Origin of the sequence: [Flexibacter] sp. ATCC 35208, assembly GCF_001975825.1 — a bacterium.
In the GTDB taxonomy this organism is placed as follows: Bacteria; Bacteroidota; Bacteroidia; order Chitinophagales; family Chitinophagaceae; genus Chitinophaga.
Genome location: NZ_MTKN01000027.1, coordinates 60736 through 84868, shown reverse-complemented (window position 1 = coordinate 84868; position 24133 = coordinate 60736). Strand labels below are relative to the sequence as shown.

The 24133-nt window shown below is 42.5% G+C and carries 16 protein-coding genes; 1 reads left to right on the top strand and 15 read right to left on the bottom strand.

Annotated features, from left to right (window positions below; translation table 11 throughout):
* The 15 genes from BW716_RS18035 to BW716_RS17960 form a co-directional block, all read right to left on the bottom strand.
* Entirely contained in the window at positions 1 to 975 is a 975-nt protein-coding gene (locus tag BW716_RS18035) for a GDP-mannose 4,6-dehydratase (protein ID WP_083724497.1), read from the bottom strand.
* Positions 972 to 2081 carry a glycosyltransferase family 1 protein gene (locus BW716_RS18030; RefSeq protein ID WP_083724495.1) on the bottom strand — a complete coding sequence of 370 codons (1110 nt, stop codon included), beginning with the start codon at positions 2079 to 2081 and terminating at the stop codon, positions 972 to 974. The genes BW716_RS18035 and BW716_RS18030 overlap by 4 nt, the downstream gene beginning before the upstream one ends.
* A gap of 22 nt (positions 2082 to 2103) precedes the next feature.
* The gene (locus tag BW716_RS18025) at positions 2104 to 3027 is read right to left on the bottom strand and encodes a hypothetical protein (protein ID WP_083724493.1); all 924 of its coding nucleotides are present in this window, start codon (positions 3025 to 3027) and stop codon (positions 2104 to 2106) included.
* Between the two features lie 2 nt (positions 3028 to 3029).
* Positions 3030 to 3941, bottom strand: coding sequence for an alpha-1,2-fucosyltransferase (locus tag BW716_RS18020; protein WP_083724491.1), 912 nt, complete (start codon positions 3939 to 3941; stop codon positions 3030 to 3032).
* A complete protein-coding gene (locus tag BW716_RS18015) occupies positions 3938 to 4732 on the bottom strand; it encodes a DUF268 domain-containing protein (RefSeq protein ID WP_220388787.1) in 795 nt (264 codons plus the stop codon). Before BW716_RS18015 ends, BW716_RS18020 begins: the two co-directional genes overlap by 4 nt.
* Before the next feature lie 24 nt (positions 4733 to 4756).
* Positions 4757 to 6043 carry a lipopolysaccharide biosynthesis protein gene (locus BW716_RS18010; RefSeq protein WP_083724490.1) on the bottom strand — a complete coding sequence of 429 codons (1287 nt, stop codon included), beginning with the start codon at positions 6041 to 6043 and terminating at the stop codon, positions 4757 to 4759.
* Positions 6044 to 6076: 33 nt separating this feature from the next.
* A complete protein-coding gene (locus tag BW716_RS18005; RefSeq protein WP_083724488.1) occupies positions 6077 to 7159 on the bottom strand; it encodes a hypothetical protein in 1083 nt (360 codons plus the stop codon).
* 43 nt (positions 7160 to 7202) lie between these two features.
* A complete protein-coding gene (locus BW716_RS18000) occupies positions 7203 to 9728 on the bottom strand; it encodes an SLBB domain-containing protein (protein WP_083724486.1) in 2526 nt (841 codons plus the stop codon).
* Positions 9729 to 10143: 415 nt separating this feature from the next.
* Entirely contained in the window at positions 10144 to 11307 is a 1164-nt protein-coding gene (locus BW716_RS17995) for a sterol desaturase family protein (RefSeq protein ID WP_235643822.1), read from the bottom strand.
* A 217-nt stretch (positions 11308 to 11524) separates the two neighbouring features.
* Complete coding sequence (locus BW716_RS17990; protein ID WP_179091173.1) at positions 11525 to 13006, bottom strand: CotH kinase family protein; 1482 nt, start codon at positions 13004 to 13006, stop codon at positions 11525 to 11527.
* A gap of 258 nt (positions 13007 to 13264) precedes the next feature.
* A complete protein-coding gene (locus BW716_RS17985; protein WP_083724480.1) occupies positions 13265 to 14332 on the bottom strand; it encodes an AAA family ATPase in 1068 nt (355 codons plus the stop codon).
* A 233-nt stretch (positions 14333 to 14565) separates the two neighbouring features.
* Positions 14566 to 15195 (bottom strand): DinB family protein, encoded by a 630-nt coding sequence (locus tag BW716_RS17975; protein ID WP_083724476.1) that lies wholly within the window; start codon positions 15193 to 15195, stop codon positions 14566 to 14568.
* Positions 15196 to 15801: 606 nt separating this feature from the next.
* A complete protein-coding gene (locus BW716_RS17970; RefSeq protein ID WP_083724474.1) occupies positions 15802 to 16884 on the bottom strand; it encodes a PA0069 family radical SAM protein in 1083 nt (360 codons plus the stop codon).
* 46 nt (positions 16885 to 16930) lie between these two features.
* Entirely contained in the window at positions 16931 to 18712 is a 1782-nt protein-coding gene (locus tag BW716_RS17965) for a hypothetical protein (RefSeq protein WP_083724472.1), read from the bottom strand.
* 93 nt (positions 18713 to 18805) lie between these two features.
* Positions 18806 to 20236, bottom strand: coding sequence for a glycoside hydrolase family 125 protein (locus tag BW716_RS17960; RefSeq protein ID WP_083724470.1), 1431 nt, complete (start codon positions 20234 to 20236; stop codon positions 18806 to 18808).
* A gap of 170 nt (positions 20237 to 20406) precedes the next feature.
* Here BW716_RS17960 and BW716_RS17955 point away from each other — a divergent pair, with 170 nt between their 5' ends.
* Positions 20407 to 23676 carry a methylmalonyl-CoA mutase family protein gene (locus BW716_RS17955; protein ID WP_083724468.1) on the top strand — a complete coding sequence of 1090 codons (3270 nt, stop codon included), beginning with the start codon at positions 20407 to 20409 and terminating at the stop codon, positions 23674 to 23676.
* Positions 23677 to 24133: the final 457 nt, after the last annotated feature.

The following is a 24133-nucleotide window of genomic DNA, read 5'->3' as shown; positions in this document are numbered from 1 at the left end:
CTAACCTTTATTTATTTTTTCATTAGCTTTTAGTTCTTCCGAAATAAGTATGTCCAGTACATCATAAAAGTTATAATCATAATTCCATCCAAGCGCTGACATAGCGCTGCTGTTGTCGCCGTAAATATCCAATATATCGGTAGGGCGGTAAAGCTCCTGGCTCACAATCAGTTTCTCAGCCGGTATATTTAACTGCTTAAATACATGGTCAATCAGGTCTCTGAGCAGATAGCTTTTCCCAGAGCAGATCATGAAATCTTTTGGATGATCTTGCTGCAACATTAGCCACATAGCTTCCACATACTTTGGTGAATATCCAAAGTCTCTTTTCACATCTATATTTCCAACCTTCAGTATCCAGTCAGGGTTATTCCTGTTTTTCACAGCTTCTCCCACTACTTTTTTCACAAAGAAACTCTCTGACCGCAGGAATGATTCATGGTTAAACAATACCCCATTGCAGGCATAAAGTCCGTAGGATTCCCTGTAATTAACTACAGTCCAGTAAGCACTTGCTTTAGAGATTGCGTAAGGGCTGAGCGGATGCATAGGTGTATCAGTCGTTACCGGCAGACTCTTTACCGTTCCATACATTTCACTGCTGGATGCCTGATAAAATCGGGTATCGTTTTTTATAAGACGAAGTGCTTCCAACAGGTTCAGCACTGAAATAATATTGTATTGTATGGTCCCGATCGGCTGATTGAATGACAATCCTACAGAGCTTTGTGCCGCCAGGTTGTACACTTCATCAGGTCTGAAGGTATTGATGATATTGATCACGCTGGACATATCCATCATGTCACACTCCACCATTTTCACTTTGTCGCCAATGCCCAGATAAGCCAGTTTCTCCAGATTTGAGACATGGTTATTTCTGGTGATGCCGATTACCTTATAGTTCTTCTTTAATAGTAATTCTGCCAGATATGCGCCATCCTGTCCTGTTATACCTGTTATGATAGCTGTCTTCATACTAATGATTTATAAAACGCCAGGGTATTTTGATATGTGTTATTCCAGGAGAATTGTTCCAGTCTCTTCAGTCCTTTGCTAATTAATTCTGCCCGTTTTTCTGTATCATGTAAGATACTATTTACTGCGGTACTGATTTCGTTTACATCCAGCGGGTCAAAATAGAGTGCAGCATCTCCACCTACTTCAGGCAGTGATCCACCCGAACTCAGCAGACATGGGCATCCACAGGCAAAAGCCTCCAGCACCGGAATACCAAATCCTTCATAAAGACTGGGGAATACAAAAACTTCTGCATATTTGTACAGGCTGGCGAGCGTACTATCATCAATACGATGAAAGAGCACGCGGTCAGTGATCTGCAGACGCTGGAACTGTTCTTTTTCTGCGACACTGAAATTACCTCCACCTGCACATACGATCTTCAGCTCTTTGTTCGCATCTAATATCGGCTTTACTGATTCCACAAAGAGAGAGAAGTTCTTATAGATGGACCTGTTGCCTACAAACAAAAGATAGGGTGCTGCCACCAGGCGATTGCTGGAAGCGCTGCCACTGTTAAATGAACTACCCAGGTAAATGACCTCGATTTTATCTCCATCTACACCGAAAATATCAATAATATCCCGCTTCGTACATTCTGAAATAGCAATCACTTTTGATGCATGTTGCAGCAGTTCTTTTTTATTTTCATAGATGCCTATATCACCACGCAGCTCCTCGTATTTATCCGCAAACTTTTCGTGAATCATATCCAGAAATGTTACGGTAAAAGGTTTGCCGGCAGGGAGGTTTTTCAGGAAGTAAGTATCGTAATAGGTAGGGTGCAGTACATCATAGTTACCTTTACTGATCATGCGTTCACTTTTTCCCCTGTTCACAGCATGCATTATGCGTGATTTGCCTTTGAACTGTTTGCCCGGGAAAAACCGGTACAGACCCGGATAAGAGGAACCATTCAGGTAGGCATTATTCGAAAGTCTAAGTGATACATCCACATTCATATCCCGATCTTTTGCCCCTCTTGCAATCAGCTCGTAGAAATACCTCGATATCCCTCCGTATTCCTGCATGGTGAATGTCTGGTAGTCATATAGTACTTTCATCTTGGTTCCGTTTTTTATTTCGTTATTTCAGTTTCCTTTTTAACCCTGAATAAATCTTATATGCAAATTCCTTTACCTTATTTTGTTTTGGGAACATGCCATGCATTACAAATGCATCTGCGATGTTGTCTACCATGATGCTTGTCGGATCTTTGATATTGCCAATATCTGCTGTGGGGCAGTTGGCAAAAATGCTGTCTTTATCAAAAGTATGTGTAGCCTGTTCATCAAAACCAATATTACTGATCATGTTCACATTTGGTGTAATGCTTACTCCATTTGCATTCCAAACAGCAAAAACCCATTGATAATCCCAGGTATTGATCCTGTTTTCTTTTACACTTACAAATGCATCCTGCCAGCGAAGTCTATGCTGCTTTTTAGGCACAATACCTTCCAGTAGTTTTCTTTCCAGTACCTGATCCAGGGCAGACATGGTAATGTCGTAATGCTTCCATGCCCTGCGCCAGGAAGCCCATCCCCATACATGACATACTTTGGAGAAATAGTAAGATCCATCTCCTCTCTGTAGGCCATGCTGGAAGTTAGTTCCCCCTATATGCATCATTCTTTCATCATCGCGGTATTTTTCCAGGTTGTGGTCACAATAACGGAAAAAGCTTTCATTGGGCAGACAATCATCTTCCAATACGATGCCCTCTTCTTCCTGCTCAAAGAACCAGGTAATAGCGGAACTTACTGCCTGCTTACATCCCAGGTTCTGCTCCCTGAATAAGGTAAACACCTCACACGGCCAGTTCACATGCTGTGTGATCCAGTTTCTCACGGCAGCTACCTTTTCGTCTTCATTCCGGTTGCTTCTGGGCCCATCACAGGCCACATAGAGGCGTGCCGGCTGTGCTGCAGCAATAGCATCCAACACACGGCTAGTAGTATCCAACCGATTAAAAACCAGAAATAATATGGGTGATTTAACTTTATACATAGTCAATGGTCTGGTCGGTATATAATCTTCTTAATTGGCTTCCATACAGCACGGAGGCATTTCATCGTCCAGTTATATACCGCCCTGTATACGAAAATAGTAAATGCATATATTCTGTAATTCACACCAGCCAATGGACTTTCACTCATTCTCAGGCGCTCAAAATTGCTGGCATAAATATCTTTGGATACCTTATCAGGGTTGATACTGGTCTCCGGACCGAACCAGTGCTCAGGACAAATGACCCGCTTTTGCGCTGATTTATTCAGCCAGGCGCCCCACCAGCTAAAGCTACTGTTTGACAGTATATGGTGCTGGCAACGGCTCATGAGGAACAGGTCTGTGATATCACGTTCTCCCTCCACAAAGTAAAATTGTGTTCCTTTAAAGTTCGTTTTACACCATTCAATATCGTCAGAGAACACCAGGAACTTTGTCTGCTTATCAAATAAAGACATGGCCTTTTGATAATACCTCAGGGATTGTGGCGGGAATGAATAACGCAATTTCAGGTAGTCGCCTCTTCTCACATGTATACTGCAGGTATTGCCTGCCAGCACTGCTCCATAACGCTCCTGTATATAAGCTTCTATTTCCGCAGAAGGTTCAAAGTAACGGCGCACCTGCGCCTCCACATTTAAAAAGAACTTTTCACTCTGGAAAAAACCAAACAAGTCCCAGTTGCCCTCTGGCAGCAGTACCTGGTAATAATGGCTTCTCTGCTGGTAATAAGACGATGCGCCAGGCAATGTGAGATAAGGTAATTGATGCTGGAAGCAACCGGCATATTTCCACTCAGGGAAAACATAATCCTGCCCGTTTTTTTCCGCAATACCTATCGTAGCTGCGATCTGGAATAACTGATTTCCCAGACGCCCCCAGGTAGGATCTCCTAAATGACTAAATGTGATCAAATCTTTTCCAGTTTAAATATCCCACACCCCCACTGGCAACCAAAGTTTCCTGCCACGTCCTGCTCATTTGCCAATGACACATTTTTGTGCAGGTCACCCTTATCATCTACAAAACAAAATGTATCTACCTTGTAGTTATTGGCGGCGAACATCTTCAACAGGTAATTGATGCTAAACACACGATGTGCATTAAATTCAATACGCTGCGGGCCTATGGGGACAGAAAAGTACATTTTACCACCCACCTTCAACATCTTCGACATACTGGCAAATCCTTTCAGATGGCCATTTATATCCAGTGGATCACCATATCTGCCCAGGCCGAAATGCTCCAGTGCATGGAGACAGGACATGGAATCACAATAATTTTCCAGGTGAGGGTTCTCCATCATCATATCCGCCTGCACAAACTGCATATTATCAATCTCACTGTTTATAGGCCGTACGTCAATCACCTCTATAAAGCGATATGCAGCCACATGTGCCACAAACCCATCTACCCTTGAGCCGATATCGACATGCTTTACCGGGTTTTCCTTAAAGATCTGCTGAGATACCCAGAGGTCCTGGTGAAAATAATGGCCTTTAGTAGTACCACCTTCTGCCGTTCTATCCAGCAAACAGGGATACACAGCAAAGTGAGGAAAATCGCCAGTGGCCTTCATGCCCTTTCTGATCCTGTTTGCATCCCTGAAAAACCGGGGTTGTTCACTAATAATAATGCCTACCTGCTTTAAGGTATTCAATATACTCCTCAGATAAAAGAATGCGGTACCAAGATATAGTTTCATAAAAAATTATTTATAAACTCCTGCTTATACTACCAACCGCTTACGTACATTCCACTTTAGTAAAAGGTAGTAAACTCCGAACTGCAGCACATTAATTCCCAGCAGGGAAAATGCCGCTCCATACATACCATAGGTGCGTATGAACAGGAGATTACATACTAAAGAGATGCATCCAAAGCAAACTGAAACAAGAGAAGTAAAATATGTTTGTTCAAAATACACAACGTAATTAATGAGCAGATGAGTAAGTGCAGAGATCGCCTGTGATAACAACATAATAGGCAACAAACGCAATACAGCACTATACTTCTGGTTGTCAATCAGGTTAATCCACAATACCAATTTCACAAATACCAGTATGCCTATGCAAAGTAGCAGTAACAGGATGCCCACCCGTTTTATCATTTTTTTAGTTTTCCGTAGGTTTTCGGATAGATTTTTTTCTTTCAGAAATATAGGTAACCAAACATTTTGTAGGGTACTGAAGAAGAAAGGGATAACACTTGCCCCTGAGAAAGCCAGGTAGTAAATCGACAATTCTTTAAATCCAACGTACTTTTCCAGGAAAAATTTATCTCCAAAATTGATGACGATATCACATAATGCAGATGCCATAATAGGCAATCCCAGTTTCAGGGATTTGAATGCCAGCTGCCTGTCAAAGCTGGGTGACATCGCCTTTATGTAGAAATAAAAAAACACCCCGGTGATACTCAATTCTACCATGTAGCTATACTTCAACCTTATGCCCACTGCATCTCCTTTAAAAAAGAAAAGGATCAGGAGTACCAGACCATTCACCAGTAACAGCCTCAAAAAATTAAAGCGTTGAATATACCGTATCCTTTCACTTGTAAGAAAGTAATTTGATAGCATGAAAGAATACACAGAAGTAACAACTGCTATGAGTATGGGGAAACGATATAAAGAATAGTTAATAGGATTTTTGAAGAGGAAATTCAGCAGCACATAATCCAGCTTAAACCCATAAATGATGAGCAATAAAGGTAATAACGCAAGGGAAAGAGTAATATGTATAGTAAACAACAACTTGCCTTTCTCCTTATGTTCCAGATCCTGGTATAACTTGCTTTGCGCAATGTATAATCCGAAATTGAGAAAAACGGAAAATGTGGAGATGATAGAGATCAGGTAACTATACAATCCATACTCCTGCTGTGTCATCAATTTCAGATAGACAGGAAGTAATATGAAACCCGAAGCCTTGACCAATATGTCAACACTAAAAACCTTCGCAAATCGGTTTAAGATCACATTATCCTTATATTGTTGGAATATGGAAAGCTTCATTCAATCATTAGATTATTGGAACTGCAGGGGAGATTATGCCATTATCTCCCTGTAGATTCTTACCAGCATTAAATATAAAATTGAAAGAAAGCCTCCTAAAAAACCTCCTATTACAATCCCTTTCAATTTGCCCAGACGTTCTTTTTTTAATGGCAGCATGGGTACATCCACGATCTGAATGATAGGTGTTTCCTGGGCCATTGACATCTTGCTCATTTCAAGGTTTTGTATCACCTGAGCATATACAGTTTGCAACATTACCTTATCCCTTGTGACCATCTCTGAGCCTACGGTGGCGATCTGCCTAACCGGGTTCTGATTCAGGTCACGGGTCATTGCGGCAGAATAAGTCATTTTATTCAGTAAACGTTCCAGTGAATCTGCTTTTGACTGCAACACATCTACATTTGCCCTGGAACGTTGAGTTTTGGTTTCTACATAAAATTCAGTGGCTTCTTTCACTAACTTTTCTGTAAATAACTTGGAAAACCATTCATTTTCAGACGTACATCTTACAGAGATAAAACTGAGTTTTTTATCAGGTTTATCTACTTTCAGGTTCATCTTGGTCAGCATCATATAAATACCATTCATGACGCTGTCCTGCTGTAAAGTCCAGTTTTTACGATCTATGCGGGAAGAAAAACTCAGATGCTGTAACTTTTCATCCTTCCATTCTCTTCTCATCTGATAGGTTTCAATGTAAAGGTCAGCCAGGCTGGTTGTTTTCCCATTCACAGTTACATCAGACAGGAGCGCCTTTTCCACCATGAGGCGGGAGGTCAGGAATGCCATAATATTATCTCCGGAAAATACACCTAAACCGGAACCACCGCTACCAAGGTCTACACCCATCTGGCTGGCAATGCTGGCATAAGACCCCATTGCACCCCCTGACTTATTATCTTCCATGACGAAGGTGAGTTCACCTACATACTTTGGTTTACCTTTTAGAGAAAGGAATATGCCAATAACAGCACCTAATAGTGCTAATCCTCCAATGACAAGCCATTTGCTCCTCAAATACCCGAACCATTCCTTTAATTTCAGGATTAGCTGCTTCAAAGTCATTTCCTGCTTACCTCCATTATCAGTTACCTGTTTCGTATATTCCATAGTCTCTTTCTTTAACGAAATTTTGGCAGATTAGTTACAGGTATTACTTAGTTGCATTAATAATTGTTACAATTACCAGGGCGAGAGAAGCCAGTGCACTAGCCAAACCTACCGCCTCTCCGCTACTTAACCCACGGTTACCTCTTTTGGCCGGAATATATATTTCAGCTCCGGGTTCCATTCTGGGATATCTGTTGAAGAAAATAGCTTTTCGGGTACTCTTTACTGAGCCATTGGAAAAGACAACATAACTTCTCCGTTTCAGCGCATTGTTGGTAAAGCCGCCTGCACCACGTACATAATCCCTGAAACTATAGTTCTTGTCGAATCTTACCTTTTTAGGGAAATATACCTCACCATATAATTGTACAGTCTGGGTCTTTTTAGGTACTACAATGACGTCCCCGTTTTCCAGGTACATGTCATATTTAGAACCTGGATTGGCAAGGATCTTATCCATTTCAAGTCCTACCAGCTGTTCTTTTCTTTCTACTGCCTTACGCACTTTTTCAATATCGGAGCTGTCTTTCAGCTTATTGTAGAATACTTCCAGTTTATCCAGCAGCAATGTGCTGTCTCCCTTGCTATTGTAAGTTCTGCGCAGCAGGAAGGAACCTTCTGTGAAAGACTCAGGACGCAAACCACCAGCACGCTTAATCAGGCTGGAGATACGTTCTTTCTGGGCGGAAATGGTGTAGAAACCTGGATATACCACTTCTCCTTCCAGCAGTACATTGGCCTGTTCTGTATAAGAAGGAGATTTATGAATGATGACTTCATCAAAAGGCTGCAAACTAAAACCAGGTGCTTCAGGCGCATCTGAAAGGTCTTTATTAATATCAAACTGTTGAGTAATGGCCTTGCGAAGATCAGAAGAATCATAAGCGCCATTGGAGCGAATACGACGGGAAATTTCAATATGTTTCAAGCTCGCCGCGTCTTTCAGACCACCTGCCAGCAGGATCAGATCTTCCAGGCGCATACTGTCACCATAGTTATAATAGCCAGGTTTGTTCACCTCTCCTTCTATCTTCACTTTATATTCTTCCCTTACCTTCATCTTGGAGAAAACAATCACACTATCCTCTCTCTTCAGTAACAATGGCTGTTTTCCGGCCATTACATCATTTATATTGAAACTGATGAAGGCGGGTGTATAGTCATCCTGCAACCTGCGGATCACTCCTCTTGTCAACACCGCGTCTTCCAATAGCCCATCTGCTTTCTGAATCAGGTCCTGAACAGTCATACCCGAATCCAGTGCATAATCACCCGGGTGGAAAACCGCACCGGAAATAGTGATCCTGTTTATATACCGGGCAAGGACGGAATCAATGTAGAATTTGTCGCCGGTATGTAAGTGAAAGCTACTTACTTTATCAGCTGGCACATTCACTACTTCTTTGGCCTTGTTATTTACCCTGAATGCCCTGATGATGTCTTTGTAAGCATTGTCAGTATACCCTCCGGCAAAAGTGATCATATCTTTCAATGTCTCGGATTCCTTTGCTTCAAAAATAGCAGGACGCTTGATTTCACCAGTCAGTTCTATACGGGTTTTATAAGCATTTACCTTTACAATATCCTGGTCCTGCAATACGACATTGTTAGTAAGATCACCGTGAATCAGGAAGTCGTACAAGTCAAAAGTGGAGATTGTTTGCCCGTTTCTGATCACTTCAATGTAACGGAAAGAACCATTTTCGTTAGGACCACCGGATACATACAACGCGTTGGCCACAGTAGCCAGAGAAGGCAGGGTATATGTTCCCGGACGCATAATCTCTCCAATTAGTAACACGCGGATACTGCGGATATTGCCCAGGGATACCTGCACAGAAGTATTACCATTATTGATGCCACCGTAAATAGTGGATAATTGCTTTGTGATCCGGTTCCTTGCCTCTTCCATTGTAAGGCCGTTTACATACACAGGCCCTAAGTATGGAATCCGTACATAGCCTTCAGGACTCACTTTGAGTTTGTGCTGTACTTCTGAATAGCCATAAACTTCAATGATCAGCTCATCATTGGCTGCCAGTTTGTAATTGGGAGGGGTCGCCATGCGAAGGTTGGGCTCAAAGGTCAGGTTCTTATTACTAAACAACTCAGTACCAAATATCTTTTGCCTTCTCAGTTCCTTTTCAAAATCCTGCCTGTCCTTGATCTTTTTATACCGTTCCTGGAAGTAGGCAATACTGTCATCTTCCTGTTGTTCATCGTTATTATATTGCCTGCTGGTACTATCGCGGAAGGAATTGTTATTCTTTCCGTTTGATGTTAACTCAGAATCCAGGTTTAATTGCTTGATACGCGCTTTCAATTTCTGCACTTCTGTATCAGACATCCCTCTCTGAGCTGCATAATCATCTATTTGTGAGTAGGAAACATTGTTTTTCTTCATTTCTGCAACCAGCTGACGGATCTGGTCATCTGTGAGGTTATCAACTTTTACCTGACTTAATTGGCTTGAAGAAGACGATGATGAGGAATTGGTGTTATTCTGCGCAAAGGCACAATTACCAATTAACATTATAAACAGCTGTAGCAAAAGTAATTTCTTCAACATGAAATATCAGATAAAATCTTCACGGATTATTAAAACAATTTCAATACACTAGTTCCCAATGATTTTTTGCCATCTGGAAAAAGTCAGGTGCAAAGCTATTAAAAATAACATATAAATATTACCCCAATGGAAACCAGTGAACTAATTCCTATTAGATTGAAAATTATACCCGAAGATTAAAGATGTAGTAAGAATTAAAATAATATTAGTATAATTCACTCAGTTTAAACCACTGGTAATAAGAAACATTATTCTTCAGACAGCTATATCATCACCCCGGAATATATCCGGACCAAAGCATATACCCCTACCCAAAATACACCTAATCAATTGTTATTCATAATTTTATAACAGAAAAGGCAGGTAATCCTCCTGGAGGACTACCTGCCTTTTTATAATTAATTTAACAATTATACTACTGCCTACCATATAAGACCATGAGATAGCCTTTCTCCAAAGGATTTCTGAAAAAGATCAGAGGTAACTGTAAAACTATAAAGGTCAATAGCAATACCGGGTGATACCATTGGTATAAGATAATGGCCGACAGGGTAAGTAATCTGGCATATTCAAGGTAAACTACCCAGCGTCTTTGTTCCAGAATAGCTCCTATATTAATGAGCGTCAATAAGATAAACAGGGAAATACCGACCTGTATAATAGCAGGAATCACATTTTCCAGCAACAGAAAACTGAATAAGATCAGCATCAGGCAACCAACCTGTGCAATGATATAAGATTGTAACCGATGGTTAGGTACCCCATTTCTGTCCTGAACAAGGAACTTTTCTTCCAGCCGGGTCCTGAGAGCAGGATCTATATAGTCCGGCTTACCAAAAATCACTTTCAGTTTAGGCAACCAGCCTTTCGTTTGCCGGACAGTGTAAATAATTTCTAATATAAAGTGAAAATGCTGCCATAAAAAGCTGTAACTATTCAGTGGTTTGGTCAACCCATAAACCGGTTCCTCATTTTCTTCTGTAAAGGTGCCAAACAGCTTGTCCCAGAATATGAATACATCCCCATAGTTCCTGTCCAGGTATTGCTCATTTGCCGCATGATGTACCCGGTGATGAGATGGCGTAACCAGTATATATTCCAGAATACCCAGTTTAGGAATAGTACGGGTATGGATAAAAAATGGATAGATACCATGTACCAGCTGTACACTGACGATCATAGCCGGTGGAAAACCAATCACAGGTAATATGCTCCAGAAACACATACGTGCAACCGCCTGTAATACGGTGATCCTCGCTGATACGGTATAATTAAAATCCTCACTCTGATGATGAACGACATGTACCGCCCAGAGTATGTTCACTTCATGCGCCAGCCTATGGTACCAATACCAGATGAAATCTGTCAGTAACAAAAGACTGAACCATAATAAAGGGCCGGAAGAAATGTGGAAAATACCGAAATGCCTGTGAAGGAAATCATACACAAAATAAAAAAGACCAACAGTAAAGGTGTCAAACAGACGTTCAGCAATACCAACGTTAATATTGCTGACACTTTCAGCAAATCCAAAATAGTTCTTCCCGGTTTTCTTAGCTACCAGGTACTCAATTACCATTAATCCCAAAAATAGGGGGATAGCCCAGGCCATGTGATTTAAATGCACAACTATTATTTTCTAACAGGAAAAAATAGCCCACTGTTTGGTGGCCAATGGAGCTTGATCAGTACAATATTACAAATAAATTCCAATAGTCTACAAATCTAATAGACAAAAATAGCTTCTACCAGATGGCAAAAGCTATTCTATTTCTTTACATCCTGCAATCCCTTGCTCAAAGGGTATCCAACGCAGTTTCCATCCAGGCCAGACGGGAATGTAACCAGGTTTTGAGGTACAGTACCTCATTATCATACGATCCTAAAATGGCGTAATTAGGCCAGGTATAGGTATAAAGCGTCTGGTATTTATTGTTATTTTCAATTACAGAATAATTCAGACTTGTAGCTGTATTATTAATATAACCAAGTATCGTGTTTTCCTCTGATTTAAAATAAGCCAGGCGGGTTTTCAGTTTCGCAATAAAGGCAGGATCTTTCCACAAACGTTCCAGCCATAAACCACCATTTATATACCATCCCTCGGGGCTGTAGTTCGTATTGTAATTCACATTTCCGAATGCAATATCAAAGTCCCATATCGGGCCCATTTTCAGTTTTCCCCCTGGTATAAGGTTCATATAACAGCTGGATACAAAGGCCGCATCTGTATTGCGGGCAATCTCATTGATCAGGTACCAGTCTACAAAGCTGGTTACATCCAGGTATTTTGCATAGCCTTCTTCCGGATCTGTAAAGTTGTCTGCATACAAAGCATTTTCAGCTGCTGTTACATAATCTTTGATGTATGTATATTGCTCATCCCCCTCCGTTACATCGGGGGCCTTTATACTACAGAGAATACGGGATGTCTGAAAATAGATGTCATCAGCATCCAGCCTGGATAGCTGGTCTACTTCCACCAGGTACCCATCATCACCTACATTCACCCTGTTGCTACCTTCTTCTACCTGATCTGTAATCTGGTAACAGCCTATAAATACATTATTGAGAAAAACTTCCGCAAAGTGACTACTAGGAGTCCAATCCAGATTACTTAATTGTCCCATAAACCATGCTGTCCCATTACGTAGCATAGTATTATCAAAATAATTGGCCAATAGCACCCAGGTCTTCGCCTTCGCCTCTCCTAATATAGCCGTCTTGCTATCAAACTTCATCTTGTAAGGGTTTTTAGGTTGTCCCCAGGTTGAATTACCACGCCCTTTTATTTTCATCAAAGTTTCACTCAGGTCATCATATATGCCTGCACCATCTATAGAAATAGTACCTGTTACATAATCATCTTTGGAGGAAATAGCAATACCATCAGCCGTCTTGATATTTATGACAGGTAAACCCGTAAAATTAGTCAGGTTTATAGTATAAGTGCTTTTTGTTCCATCCTCACCGACTACATTGTAATAAACGACTTTTTTGAAGTTTTGCGCATTGACTCCACTGGTTTGCGCTGAATCATTGACTGTCACTGAAACACCGTTCATTTCAAAAGAAGGAATCAGCGAAGTAATATTCGTATAATAAGGAACTCTACCTGTAATGGAGTTGCCATCGATAGTCATTGAAATCGTACTATTCAGATAAAGTGGGTTTTGCGCAGTATCAAACCAAAACTTTATGAAATTGTACGTGGATGCTGTTTCGGCAATCAATGACTGATTGATAATCGTTTCTTTCTTACAGGAAAAAAAGGCCATCAGGATAATTAATAGAACGGCTGGCCTAATTGGAAAAAGGCTGTGGTGTTGCATAAGCTGTTAGGTTATAGAAATAATGGAATGCTCCTCTATGACTAGTGAATAAAATCGTCCCCTTTAATAATTTATCATATAAATAACACTTAAAAATATATAAATTCCTGAATAACTACTAGTAAAGAAGAGGCCGGCTATATAAAAAGGAAAAGAGGGTTCATCAGATTGATGACCCTCCTTTTATTCTGAAAGACAGAAATACTACATCTTAAACCCGGCCCTGAAACCAATAGTCACCTCCTGCTTTTCAAAGCTGGGCTCATGCTGGTTCATCACCTCGGCTATCGTCATCGGCTTATCAATCAACGTCTGGAAACCCTGTTTCCCTGACAGCTGACGCGCCTTATCTACTGACAACTTACCAAACTCATACTTAGCGATCAAACGCCCTTTCCTCAGCAATGCGCTGTCAATCTGTGAAATATCACTATTGAAAGTACAGATCACCTGCACATTCAGACAGTCTGCCAGCAGACCATCGGACAGGTTCAGGAGGTTAGACACGGAAGAATTCCCTGTGGTCTTTCTATCCATGATGATATTCTCCGCATCTTCAATCACCAGAATGGTATTCGGGTTATCAATCAGCAGATCGATAAACTCAGGCTGCATAATATTGCGGGCCACTGCCGGAGAAAGGAATAACACTCTCTTCTTCAATCGGCCGATCAGATACCGCAGGTAAGTGGTCTTACCGGTACCAGGCAATCCATGCAGTAATACAATCCCTTTATCTTCGTCTGTATTCAGACGTTTGTATATCAGCTGATCGATGGACAGGAAGTCATCCTCATAATAGAGATGCAGGTCCAGTTTAGTCCGCTTGAACTCCATGGGTTTTAGCGTCAGAGTGCCATTTTCCACGGTGATCAGGTTCAGTTCAAATTTCTTTTTCTTTTCGCGGGTACGGTATCTTCTTACCAGGGTAGTTATTTCTTTGACAAAGGGGTCTGAATGGCCATTGTGCAGAATTTCGCAGTAACCATCGCCAAACTCCACCATTAACTCATTGTTGAGCACGACAATGGAGAGGTCATGCTGATAAGTTTTATCTTTCTTGTCGATCTCTTCCCTTCTGTATACTTCTGATATTTTATCCTTGTAGGCATTTTTAAAAGCGGCAAGCGACCGCTCACCGTTAATGCCGTAAACCATACTTATATTAGGTATTCTATTGAAATAATACAGGTAAAAGGGTCTGCTCTCAAGCAGGCCATTGCCAAAAATAGTATCCCCACTGATCACCCGCTGCTGTAAAATATTTTCCATGCGATTTTTAAAAATGAATGCAAAGGTACATTCTTATATAAGAAAACTGGCAGGGCAGGATTACCCCGCGGTATATGTACGATGTTTCTTACAATTTCATTTGGGCATATTAACAAATTTTACGGTTGCTGTTCGCTTCACAAAAAATACCGGTAACAAGATTGTTACCGGTACATTGAATGGTATTAGAACAGCGGAATTAAAAAACAAAGGATGAACAATATAGTTGACCATTATAGCACTGCCATATCTGCTGCTGCTTCGTCTGGCGCATCTACGATGGCTGTCACAATACGTGTAGCCGGTTCTTTTTCTCCATTGTATTCTCTTTTTAACCTTTCCATCTGGCGAATGTGGCGCTCGATGTGCTTAGTTAAAAAGTAGATGTACTGGTAAATATCCAGTTTGCCCAGGTGATTCACAGACATGTTGGTAAGTACCAACATGCCTTCTCCATTTTTCAGCAGACTAAGATTATACATACCTTGCGCAAACTGTTGTTTGAGCAAGGTTCTGATTTCGTGCATGCCCTGCAGGCCGCTAGGCTCCAAGTGTTCGGGTCTGATCCATCCAAAAGAACGGCTACCTATTACATCGATCTGGTCAAACTTTTCATGATAATCTGCAGGCAATGTAATCGCTCCGGCCGCATGTCTGCGATCCAGGGCACGACGTGTACTCTTGTTAATAATCAGTAACAGGAAATAATTTGTAAGGCTGATATGTTCCAGCACTTCTCTGGCATTCCAATGCCCCGCGTCAGGTTTATAGTGTAACAGGTCAGCTTCTTTATCAAACCACTTGTCTAACTCCCTGAAATTGGTGAGCAATGCCTCTCTTACTACTTGAATTACGTTTCTCATCTTCTAGCTGTTTGGGGTTATGCACCCTATCCCGATCCACTTTCTGTACACGGTTAGTACATAACAGTATTAAAAAATATTAATGTCCATAGTTTGTTTTTTCGTTTCACCGGATTGTTTATAAAATAAAAAACCCGGCTCCTTGCATCCGGGCCGGGTGTATATACATAAGTCTACTTATGTCAGTACATACCTAGCCCATTCGGCCCCGTAGAAGCCAATGCGATCCATCGCGCAGATACTGCCAGCTTTCCTGGATAGTATATACACATAACAGTTGTCTGTATCGATTCCTTATCTAACTCAGTCATCTTCATTTCAGTGCTTAAAAAGCAAAAAGTCCCGCATTATCTGCGGGACTTTTGTTTTATCATTTGATAAGTTATTTCTTTGTTATCAATTGGTGCAACAATCCCGCAACCCACAGCTGGCCTGCTTTTGCTTACAGGACATCGCTGAATTAATATGTTTTGGACTGCGTTTCATTTATCTTTTTTATTGCTCCACAAAGATATTTTTTATTTTTTTATTTCTGCAATATTCTTTAATAAATTTTTTCTAATTTTTTATAGAGCAATCTAATATAATCAGTAGCAATGATATGTGCTAAAACAAACGTAGCTGCACTTGCGGACGCTGAAACAATTCTGTATTGAATTCAAACTTCTCCTGGTTCAACCCATTCTTCTTCGTATGTACTTTGAATTGCTGACGAATCAGATCTGCCATATTTCCTTCTCCTCTCATCCTTCTTCCAAAGTTGCTGTCATTTACCTGGCCGCCATGCAGCCCTTCGATATGATGCCACACTTTGTCGGCCCTGTCCGGGAAATTTTTGTATAACCAGTCATTAAAAATCACCTTCACGGCATCGTTCAAACGAACAACTGTATATCCTGCAAATTTAGCGCCATTCGCTGCGGCCATTTCTAACAGCTGCGGCATTTCATGATCATTTAACCCAGGAATCATTGGTGCAGTCATCACACCTACTGGTATCCCCAGTTCACTCAGCTCTTTTACTATCTTGAATCGCTGCGCTGCTGTGGTAGTACGGGGCTCCATTTTCTGACGCAGATCCTCATCTGCCGTTGTTATGGATACATACACACATACCAGGTTATGCTGCGCCATCTGCTGCAGTATATACTTGTCTCGTAATACAAGGGAGTTTTTTGTAATGATGCCAATGGGCTGTTTGTATTCCCATGCAATCTGTAGTAAGGAACGGGTCAGGAACATTTTCCGTTCCAGCGGCTGGTAACAATCTGTATTGCCTGACATGGAAATGGGCTTGGGTACCCAACTTTTATTGTCGAGGAATTTTCGCAGTAGTTCGGGTGCGTTCTTTTTGACTACGATCTTTCTTTCAAAATCAAGACCGGCGCTCATGCCCCAGAATTGGTGGGCATTGCGGGCATAGCAGTAGATACATCCATGTTCGCAGCCCTGGTAGGGATTCATGCTATACCACATGCCTACATCAGGACTATCCACTTTATTCACCAGTGTTTTAGCGTGTTCTTCCAGGATCTGGGTAGGCACGTCTGCCTGCCACCATTCGTCAATGCCCTCAGCATGCTCCTGTGCGTATTCGTTCTTTAGATATTTGTTCTTAGGATTTAATTGGGCACCACGTCCTTTATAATAGAGATTCTCCGGTACGCTCTCTTGAAAAGGCAAGGTCATAGCTAATATTTTTAGCTAAAATACTAATTATATTAGCATGTGCAAATTAAATTATCTCCATCTTCTTCATCAGGAATGTTGCATTTTTATTCCTGGCGACCCCTTCCCTGATCCGGTAATCAAAGAACAACTGCTCATCCCTGATCGTACTCTCAAAACAATAGTTCCTAACTCTACCCGGATACTCCTCTTCCATATGCCCCAGCTCCAGGTCGTGCGTAGCAATCATGCCCAGGCAATTGTATTGCAGGAAATGCGCGATCAGACTACGGGACCCGGACAACTTATCTTCTGAGTTCGTTCCTTTCAGGATCTCATCCAGCAGGATAAACACCTTCTCCCCTGATTTTAACACCTTCACAATCTCCTGCAACCGCAGCAGCTCCGCCTGGAAATAAGAGGTATGCTTCGCGATGGAATCCTTGATCCGCATACTCGTCATGATCTTCATAGGACTACAGGAAAACTCCTCCGCACACACCGGCAACCCGCACATAGCCAGCAACAGGTTACTACCCACACTCCGCAGGAATGTACTCTTACCACTCATATTCGAACCTGTAATAATTAAAAACTGCTGCGGTGTACCAATCATAATATCGTTCTTCACGCTTTCTTCCGCAGGAATTAACGGATGACCAATCCCTTTTCCTGTCAGCTTCGACTGCGTATCATTCACCTCCGGATAAATGAATTCCGGATGATTATACGCAAACGTAGCCATACTGTTATAGATCTCAAATCCATAAATCACATCCATCCAACCAGCTACCTTGTCCTTGTATTCCAGCTTCCATTTTTCCAATATTACCGCACAATGCAGATCATACAATGCCAATCCGTTCAGCAATAAACCCACCAGCATATTCAGACGCTGGTCCCATGTATTCACAATTCTCGCCAGTCGTTTTAGGGCGACACCTGCCTCCTGCGTTTTCTGCTGATCTCTTTTCAACATTGCCGCCTGCCCAAAATTCTCAGCGTTGATCATCTGCACCAGCAGCCCAAATTTAGCAAACACGCGCTCCTTGCTGGTAATCAGAGTATGCTGACGGTTTATGTGCACCAGATACTGTCTTAATATCAACCCATTAATCGCCAATACACCCAGCAATGGGTAGATATTTAAAGTAATGCCACAATACACGATGGCCGCCAGACTGAGTATAGGGCTTACCCATCTCATGATCTGTACAAACTGGTTATTGATAAACCGGATCGGCATATCCAGCCACAGTCTCAGCTCCTGCTGGTCATCACTCTTCTCCCCTGCCAGCTGCCCCTGCGCTGTGAGCAACTGCCTGAATTGTAGTCTGGGCACCAGTTCCTTCACAACCTCCTGTCTTTCCTTCGTCTTCTCTACACCCAGCCATGGCTCTTTTAAAAATTGCGCCAGCACGGCAGCACCTGTCAAAGTACCCGCACGATTCATATGACTGTATAATGAAGAATGTCCGAACACATCGAGATCTCCTGTATAAGGATGCGTTTCATCCACAAAAAAGGCCCCGTCATAAAACGTTGAATCCCCTGTAGTGGCCAGGTGATACTCCTTCTCATTCAAATGCAGCAAGGTCTTTGCCAGCGTTTGCCTGTCCTGTATCTGCGTATAGAATACCAGCGCACCTGCAAATACAACCAGCATGAGCACAATAGGCACTAACCAGATGGGTGCAAAAGCATCCCGGAAATACAGGTAGCCAAAGAACAACATGATCAGAAAACTGAGTAAACGCAAATATCCCAGAAGACTCAACTGACGCCTGAACTTCGCCAGTTCCGTCTTGTAGTGATCCATCTGTTCTTCATAAATAGCAATAGGGGCCATGTTTTATCATTTAACGGCTGTAATAAAAGCAAAAAATCGCTTCCGCCAATGGCAAAAGCGATTTTTTGCAAATACTTAAGGAAACACAGGCTATCACGCATAATTGCGCTTCAGCAGTTCAGGATACTCATTGTGAATTTTCACAATCAGCTCACCGAACAGTGTATTCACCCATGCAAACCATGGACGGGTATAGTCTGAAGGATTGTCCTTATGATAAGATTCATGTATAAACCCGGTTTCACCATCGGTATTACGCAGGGTTTTCAGACAGCCGGCAATTTCTTCCTTATCGCTGCTGGTCAAAGCCTTCATGATAATACTCATTGGCCAGATCTTGTCTACTCCGGTGTGCGGGCTGCCTACACCCTCACCGTATTTACCCCTGTAGAACCAGCAATGGAAAGGACTCCATACAAAGTGGCGCGCTGTCTGATACAACGGATCATCAGCAGTAGTATAACCCAGGTAAGGAATAGACAACAGACTTGGTACGTTTGTATCGTCCAGGAACAAACGGTTACCAAAACCATCTACTTCAAAACCATACATCTTGCCCAGAGAAGGATGCTCTACGATCGCATACGCCTTGATAGCCCTATCTACCTCTTCTGCCAGATCTTTACATTCCTTAGCAAAGGCTGCATCTTTGTACACCACTTCACTGATTTCAGACAACTGGTGCAGAGATACTACTGCAAACATGTTGGAAGGAATCAGGAAAGGGAACACAGTCGCATCATCAGATGGACGGAACATAGATGCAATCAAACCTACTGGCAGGATCGGACTACCATAACCACTGTTGGCTACAGTATCAGACTGCTTCGGTGTATTACGCTGGAAATGGTAAGGACCAGGACCATCTTTACGCTGCTGCTCCTTGAAAGTTTTCACGATCAGTTTAGCCGCTTTTTTGTGGGTATCGTCCAGTACACTGGCATCATTGGTTTTCTTCCAATAGTTGTATGCCAGTCTTACAGTATAGCACAGAGAGTCAATTTCCCATTTTCTTTCATGCAGTTCAGGCTTCATTTCAGTCAGGTCACTATCCCACTCCGAACCGGTAGGCCCCTCGTTGAACGCATTTGCATAAGGATCGATGATCACGCATTTCGTCTGCCTGTTCACCACACCCGCGATCAGCTGTTTCAGCTTTTCATCTTCATTTACCAGCTCCAGGTAAGGCCATACCTGGGCGGTCGAGTCACGTAACCACATCGCGTGGATATCTCCTGTCAATACAAAGGTATCGGGACGACCGTTTTCTACCTTGTGAACCACGGTGGTGTCCAGGGTATTTGGAAAACAGTTCTCGAACAGCCAGCCCAGCTTCGGATCGGCAACTTCTTTCTTGATGCTTGCGATCATTTTTTCTACTGCCTGACTAGTGAACTTACGTTCTGCCAGTGGAGGACGTTTGGAAACGTATCCTGCATGGGCGAATACAGCCTTAGGAAATCCCAGCGCTATAGCGCCTGCCAGCAAACCGCTGTTCCTGATAAAGTCTCTTCTTGCCACCATTTCTGCTATAAGTTTTCAATTACGATTTGCGCTTTTTGTGGAAATGCAAGTCAATAAACGTGAATAATGAGTGTAAAATAAAAAAATACGGGAATATTAAGTAATCTGTAATTTGTAAATTACATAGCAAAATTCCACGATACCACACTATTGTTAAACACCAAAGCAAAATGACTGATATTCCAGCGCATAAAATTCGAATAGTTACAGCAGCAGCACTCTTTGACGGCCATGATGCAGCGATCAATATCATGCGCAGGATCATGCAATCACAGGGGGCCGAAGTAATTCACCTGGGCCACAACCGCTCCGCTGCCGAAATTGTGGACTGTGCCATACAGGAAGATGCCCAGGGCATAGCCATCACCTCTTACCAGGGCGGGCATGTCGAATTCTTTAAATACATATATGACCTGCTGCACGAAAAAGACTGCGGACATATTAAAATATTCGGAGGCGGCGGTGGTACCATTCTTCCCTCCGAAATAGAGGAATTGCATGCCTATGGCATCACACGCCTCTACTCTCCCGACGATGGCCGGCAAATGGGGCTGGAAGGCATGATCGCCGATGTAATCAGGCAATGCAACTTCGCGACTTTACAACAGCTAAATGGCGAACTAGCTCAACTACCGGAGCAAAACAATCACCTTATTGCTGCAGCGATCACTGCTGCCGAAAGTGATCAGTTGTCACTGCCAAAACCTGTAAAAGGCAGTATGGTACTGGGTATAACAGGTACTGGCGGTGCAGGCAAAAGTAGTGTGACCGACGAACTGGTACGTCGTTTTCTACACGCATTTACAGACAAAACCATTGCTGTTATATCAGTAGATCCTTCTAAAAAGAAGACGGGTGGCGCCTTGCTGGGAGATCGTATCCGCATGAATGCCATACATCACCCCAGGGCCTATATGCGCTCCCTGGCCACCCGCGATAGCGATAAGGCCATCAGTGCGCATATACAGGAAGCAATAGACATCTGCCGTCTGGCCCGTTTTGACCTCATTATTCTTGAAACTTCTGGTATCGGACAGAGTGATACGGCTATTATCGATCACTGCGATGTATCGCTCTATGTAATGACACCTGAATACGGTGCCGCCAGCCAGCTTGAAAAGATTAACATGCTGGATTATGCGGATGTGATTGCGATCAATAAATTCGATAAAGCCGGTGCACTCGATGCTTTGCAGGATGTAAAGCGGCAATACAAAAGAGCACACCAGCTGTGGAACGCAGCGGATAGTGATTTGCCTATCGTGGGTACGATCGCGTCACAGTTCAATGATGCAGGTATCAACCAGTTGTTTCAAAAACTGTTGACGGCATTGAAATTACCTGCTACTAAAGATGACGGTCATTCTCCTACAACACGCACACAGATCATCCCTCCTTCACGGGCACGCTACCTTGCAGAAATTGTGACTTCGCTGGAAGAATATGACAACTGGGTAAAAGAACAATGTACGATTGCCACTAAACTGTACCAGCTGAATGGTAGTATCGGTTTGCTCAAACAACCGCACTTACAACAACAATTGCAAAACATCGCAGATCAGTTGAAAAAAGAACTACATCCTGATTGTAGTCAGTTATTGGAAGAATGGCCTGCTTTACAACAACAATATAAGGGAGATCACTATTCATTCACGGTAAGAGAGAAGACAATCAACCTCCCACTCTTTACAGAAAGTCTTGCCGGTTTACGCATTCCCAGAATCAGTCTGCCTACTTACAAGGATTGGGGCGATCAGCTGCGCTGGTTACTCACTGAAAATATACCGGGGGCATTCCCTTATGCTGCAGGTGTATTTCCGATGAAGAGAGAAGGTGAAGATCCTACCCGCATGTTTGCAGGAGAAGGAGGACCGGAACGTACGAATAAAAGGTTCCATTATGTATCTGCAGGTCAGCCGGCAAGGCGCCTGAGTACCGCATTTGACAGTGTCACATTGTATGGGGAAGATCCGGGTTTCAGACCGGATATTTATGGCAAGGTGGGAAATTCAGGTGTGAGCATAGCAACAGTGGATGATGCGAAGAAACTTTATAGCGGCTTTGACCTGTGCGACCCCATGACGTCTGTATCTATGACTATAAATGGCCCCGCTCCCATCCTGCTGGCGTTTTTTATGAATGCGGCGATTGATCAGGAGTGTGAAAAGTATATGGCGAAACAAGGCATTCACGAAGATCTGAAGAACGGACCAAAGTATGCCGGCGAACTGCCGGAAGGGAATAATGGATTGGGATTAAAACTACTGGGTATTTCCGGCGACAAGGTATTGCCTGCCGATGTATATGCCAATATAAAAGCAAAGGCGATGAGTGCTGTGAGAGGCACCGTGCAGGCAGATATACTCAAAGAAGACCAGGCACAGAATACCTGTATCTTCTCTACTGAGTTTGCGTTGAAGTTGATGGGCGATGTACAGCAGTATTTCATAGAGGAAAAGGTGAGGAATTTTTATGCTGTGAGTATATCTGGTTATCATATCGCGGAGGCTGGTGCGAATCCCATCACACAGCTGGCGTTTACGCTCGCGAATGGGTTTACATATGTGGAGTATTACCTGAGCAGGGGTATGAAGATCAACGATTTTGCACCGAACCTTTCGTTCTTCTTTAGTAATGGAATGGATCCGGAGTATGCGGTGATCGGGCGTGTGGCAAGGCGCATCTGGGCCAAGGCCATTAAATACAAGTATAAGGGAAATGATCGTTCACAAAAACTGAAGTATCATATACAAACGTCTGGACGGAGCCTGCATGCGCAGGAAATAGATTTCAATGATATCCGCACTACCCTGCAGGCGTTATACGCGATTTATGATAATTGTAATTCACTGCATACAAATGCATACGATGAAGCAATTACTACGCCTACTGAAGAGAGTGTGCGAAGAGCAATGGCGATACAACTGATCATCAACAGAGAATTAGGGACTGCCAAAAATGAGAATCCCATACAGGGGTCTTTCTTCATTGAAGAGTTGACAGACCTGGTGGAAGAGGCAGTGATGGCGGAGTTCAACAGGATTACAGAGAGAGGCGGGGTATTGGGAGCGATGGAGCGGATGTATCAGCGGAATAAGATACAGGAAGAGAGTTTGCATTATGAATCGTTGAAGCATAGTGGCGCATATCCGATTATTGGGGTCAATACATTTTTGAATGCAAAGGGATCGCCTACGATCATTCCTTCGGAGGTGATCAGGAGTACGAAAGAGGAGAAGGATTTTCAGATACATACGTTGGAGGCTTTTCATCAGCGGCATGCATCGGAAAGTGTTGAAGCATTGAAAAAATTACAAGAGGTGGTTATTGAGAATGGGAATATTTTTTCTGAGTTGATGGAGACGGTGAAGTATTGCTCACTGGGACAGATCACGCATGCTTTGTATGAAGTGGGTGGGCAGTATAGAAGAAATATGTAATTATTTGTATTTGCCTTCGGCAAAAGATGCAAGGGGTTGTTTTTTAAGGAGGAAAGATGCGTCTTTATATGCAATTTAAAATTCCTCTTTTATTTCTCTTCCCTCTTGCCCCTTTCCACTAAAAAAATTCCCCTGCATAAATCCTTTTATGCAGGGGAAGTATCACACAAAATCAGCAATACACACTTGCCAGATTTCATTGACGTGGAATTATTAAATATTGTACGTGGAATCTACATAATAGCTTTAATAGCTTTCGTGGAATTCATAAAGGCTGGAATTTATAAAGGCCTTGTGGAATTTACAAAGACAAACTCTTGGAATTTATAAAGGCTTACGTGAAATTTATAAATGGCTTTAAACTAATTTTGGTCGTTTTTCACTTCGTTGATAGATTTCTTTAAGGAGCGCATAGGCCTGGTAAACATTCAACCTTTCACTTGTTCCTTATCAATCT

Coding starts and splice junctions, on each gene's coding strand:
- BW716_RS18035 (WP_083724497.1), bottom strand. CDS start 975: ATGAAGACAGCTATCATAACAGGTATAACAGGACAGGATGGCGCATAT.
- BW716_RS18030 (WP_083724495.1), bottom strand. CDS start 2,081: ATGAAAGTACTATATGACTACCAGACATTCACCATGCAGGAATACGGA.
- BW716_RS18025 (WP_083724493.1), bottom strand. CDS start 3,027: ATGTATAAAGTTAAATCACCCATATTATTTCTGGTTTTTAATCGGTTG.
- BW716_RS18015 (WP_220388787.1), bottom strand. CDS start 4,732: ATGAAACTATATCTTGGTACCGCATTCTTTTATCTGAGGAGTATATTG.
- BW716_RS18010 (WP_083724490.1), bottom strand. CDS start 6,043: ATGAAGCTTTCCATATTCCAACAATATAAGGATAATGTGATCTTAAAC.
- BW716_RS18005 (WP_083724488.1), bottom strand. CDS start 7,159: ATGGAATATACGAAACAGGTAACTGATAATGGAGGTAAGCAGGAAATG.
- BW716_RS18000 (WP_083724486.1), bottom strand. CDS start 9,728: ATGTTGAAGAAATTACTTTTGCTACAGCTGTTTATAATGTTAATTGGT.
- BW716_RS17995 (WP_235643822.1), bottom strand. CDS start 11,307: ATGGTAATTGAGTACCTGGTAGCTAAGAAAACCGGGAAGAACTATTTT.
- BW716_RS17990 (WP_179091173.1), bottom strand. CDS start 13,006: ATGGCCTTTTTTTCCTGTAAGAAAGAAACGATTATCAATCAGTCATTG.
- BW716_RS17985 (WP_083724480.1), bottom strand. CDS start 14,332: ATGGAAAATATTTTACAGCAGCGGGTGATCAGTGGGGATACTATTTTT.
- BW716_RS17975 (WP_083724476.1), bottom strand. CDS start 15,195: ATGAGAAACGTAATTCAAGTAGTAAGAGAGGCATTGCTCACCAATTTC.
- BW716_RS17970 (WP_083724474.1), bottom strand. CDS start 16,884: ATGACCTTGCCTTTTCAAGAGAGCGTACCGGAGAATCTCTATTATAAA.
- BW716_RS17965 (WP_083724472.1), bottom strand. CDS start 18,712: ATGGCCCCTATTGCTATTTATGAAGAACAGATGGATCACTACAAGACG.
- BW716_RS17960 (WP_083724470.1), bottom strand. CDS start 20,236: ATGGTGGCAAGAAGAGACTTTATCAGGAACAGCGGTTTGCTGGCAGGC.
- BW716_RS17955 (WP_083724468.1), top strand. CDS start 20,407: ATGACTGATATTCCAGCGCATAAAATTCGAATAGTTACAGCAGCAGCA.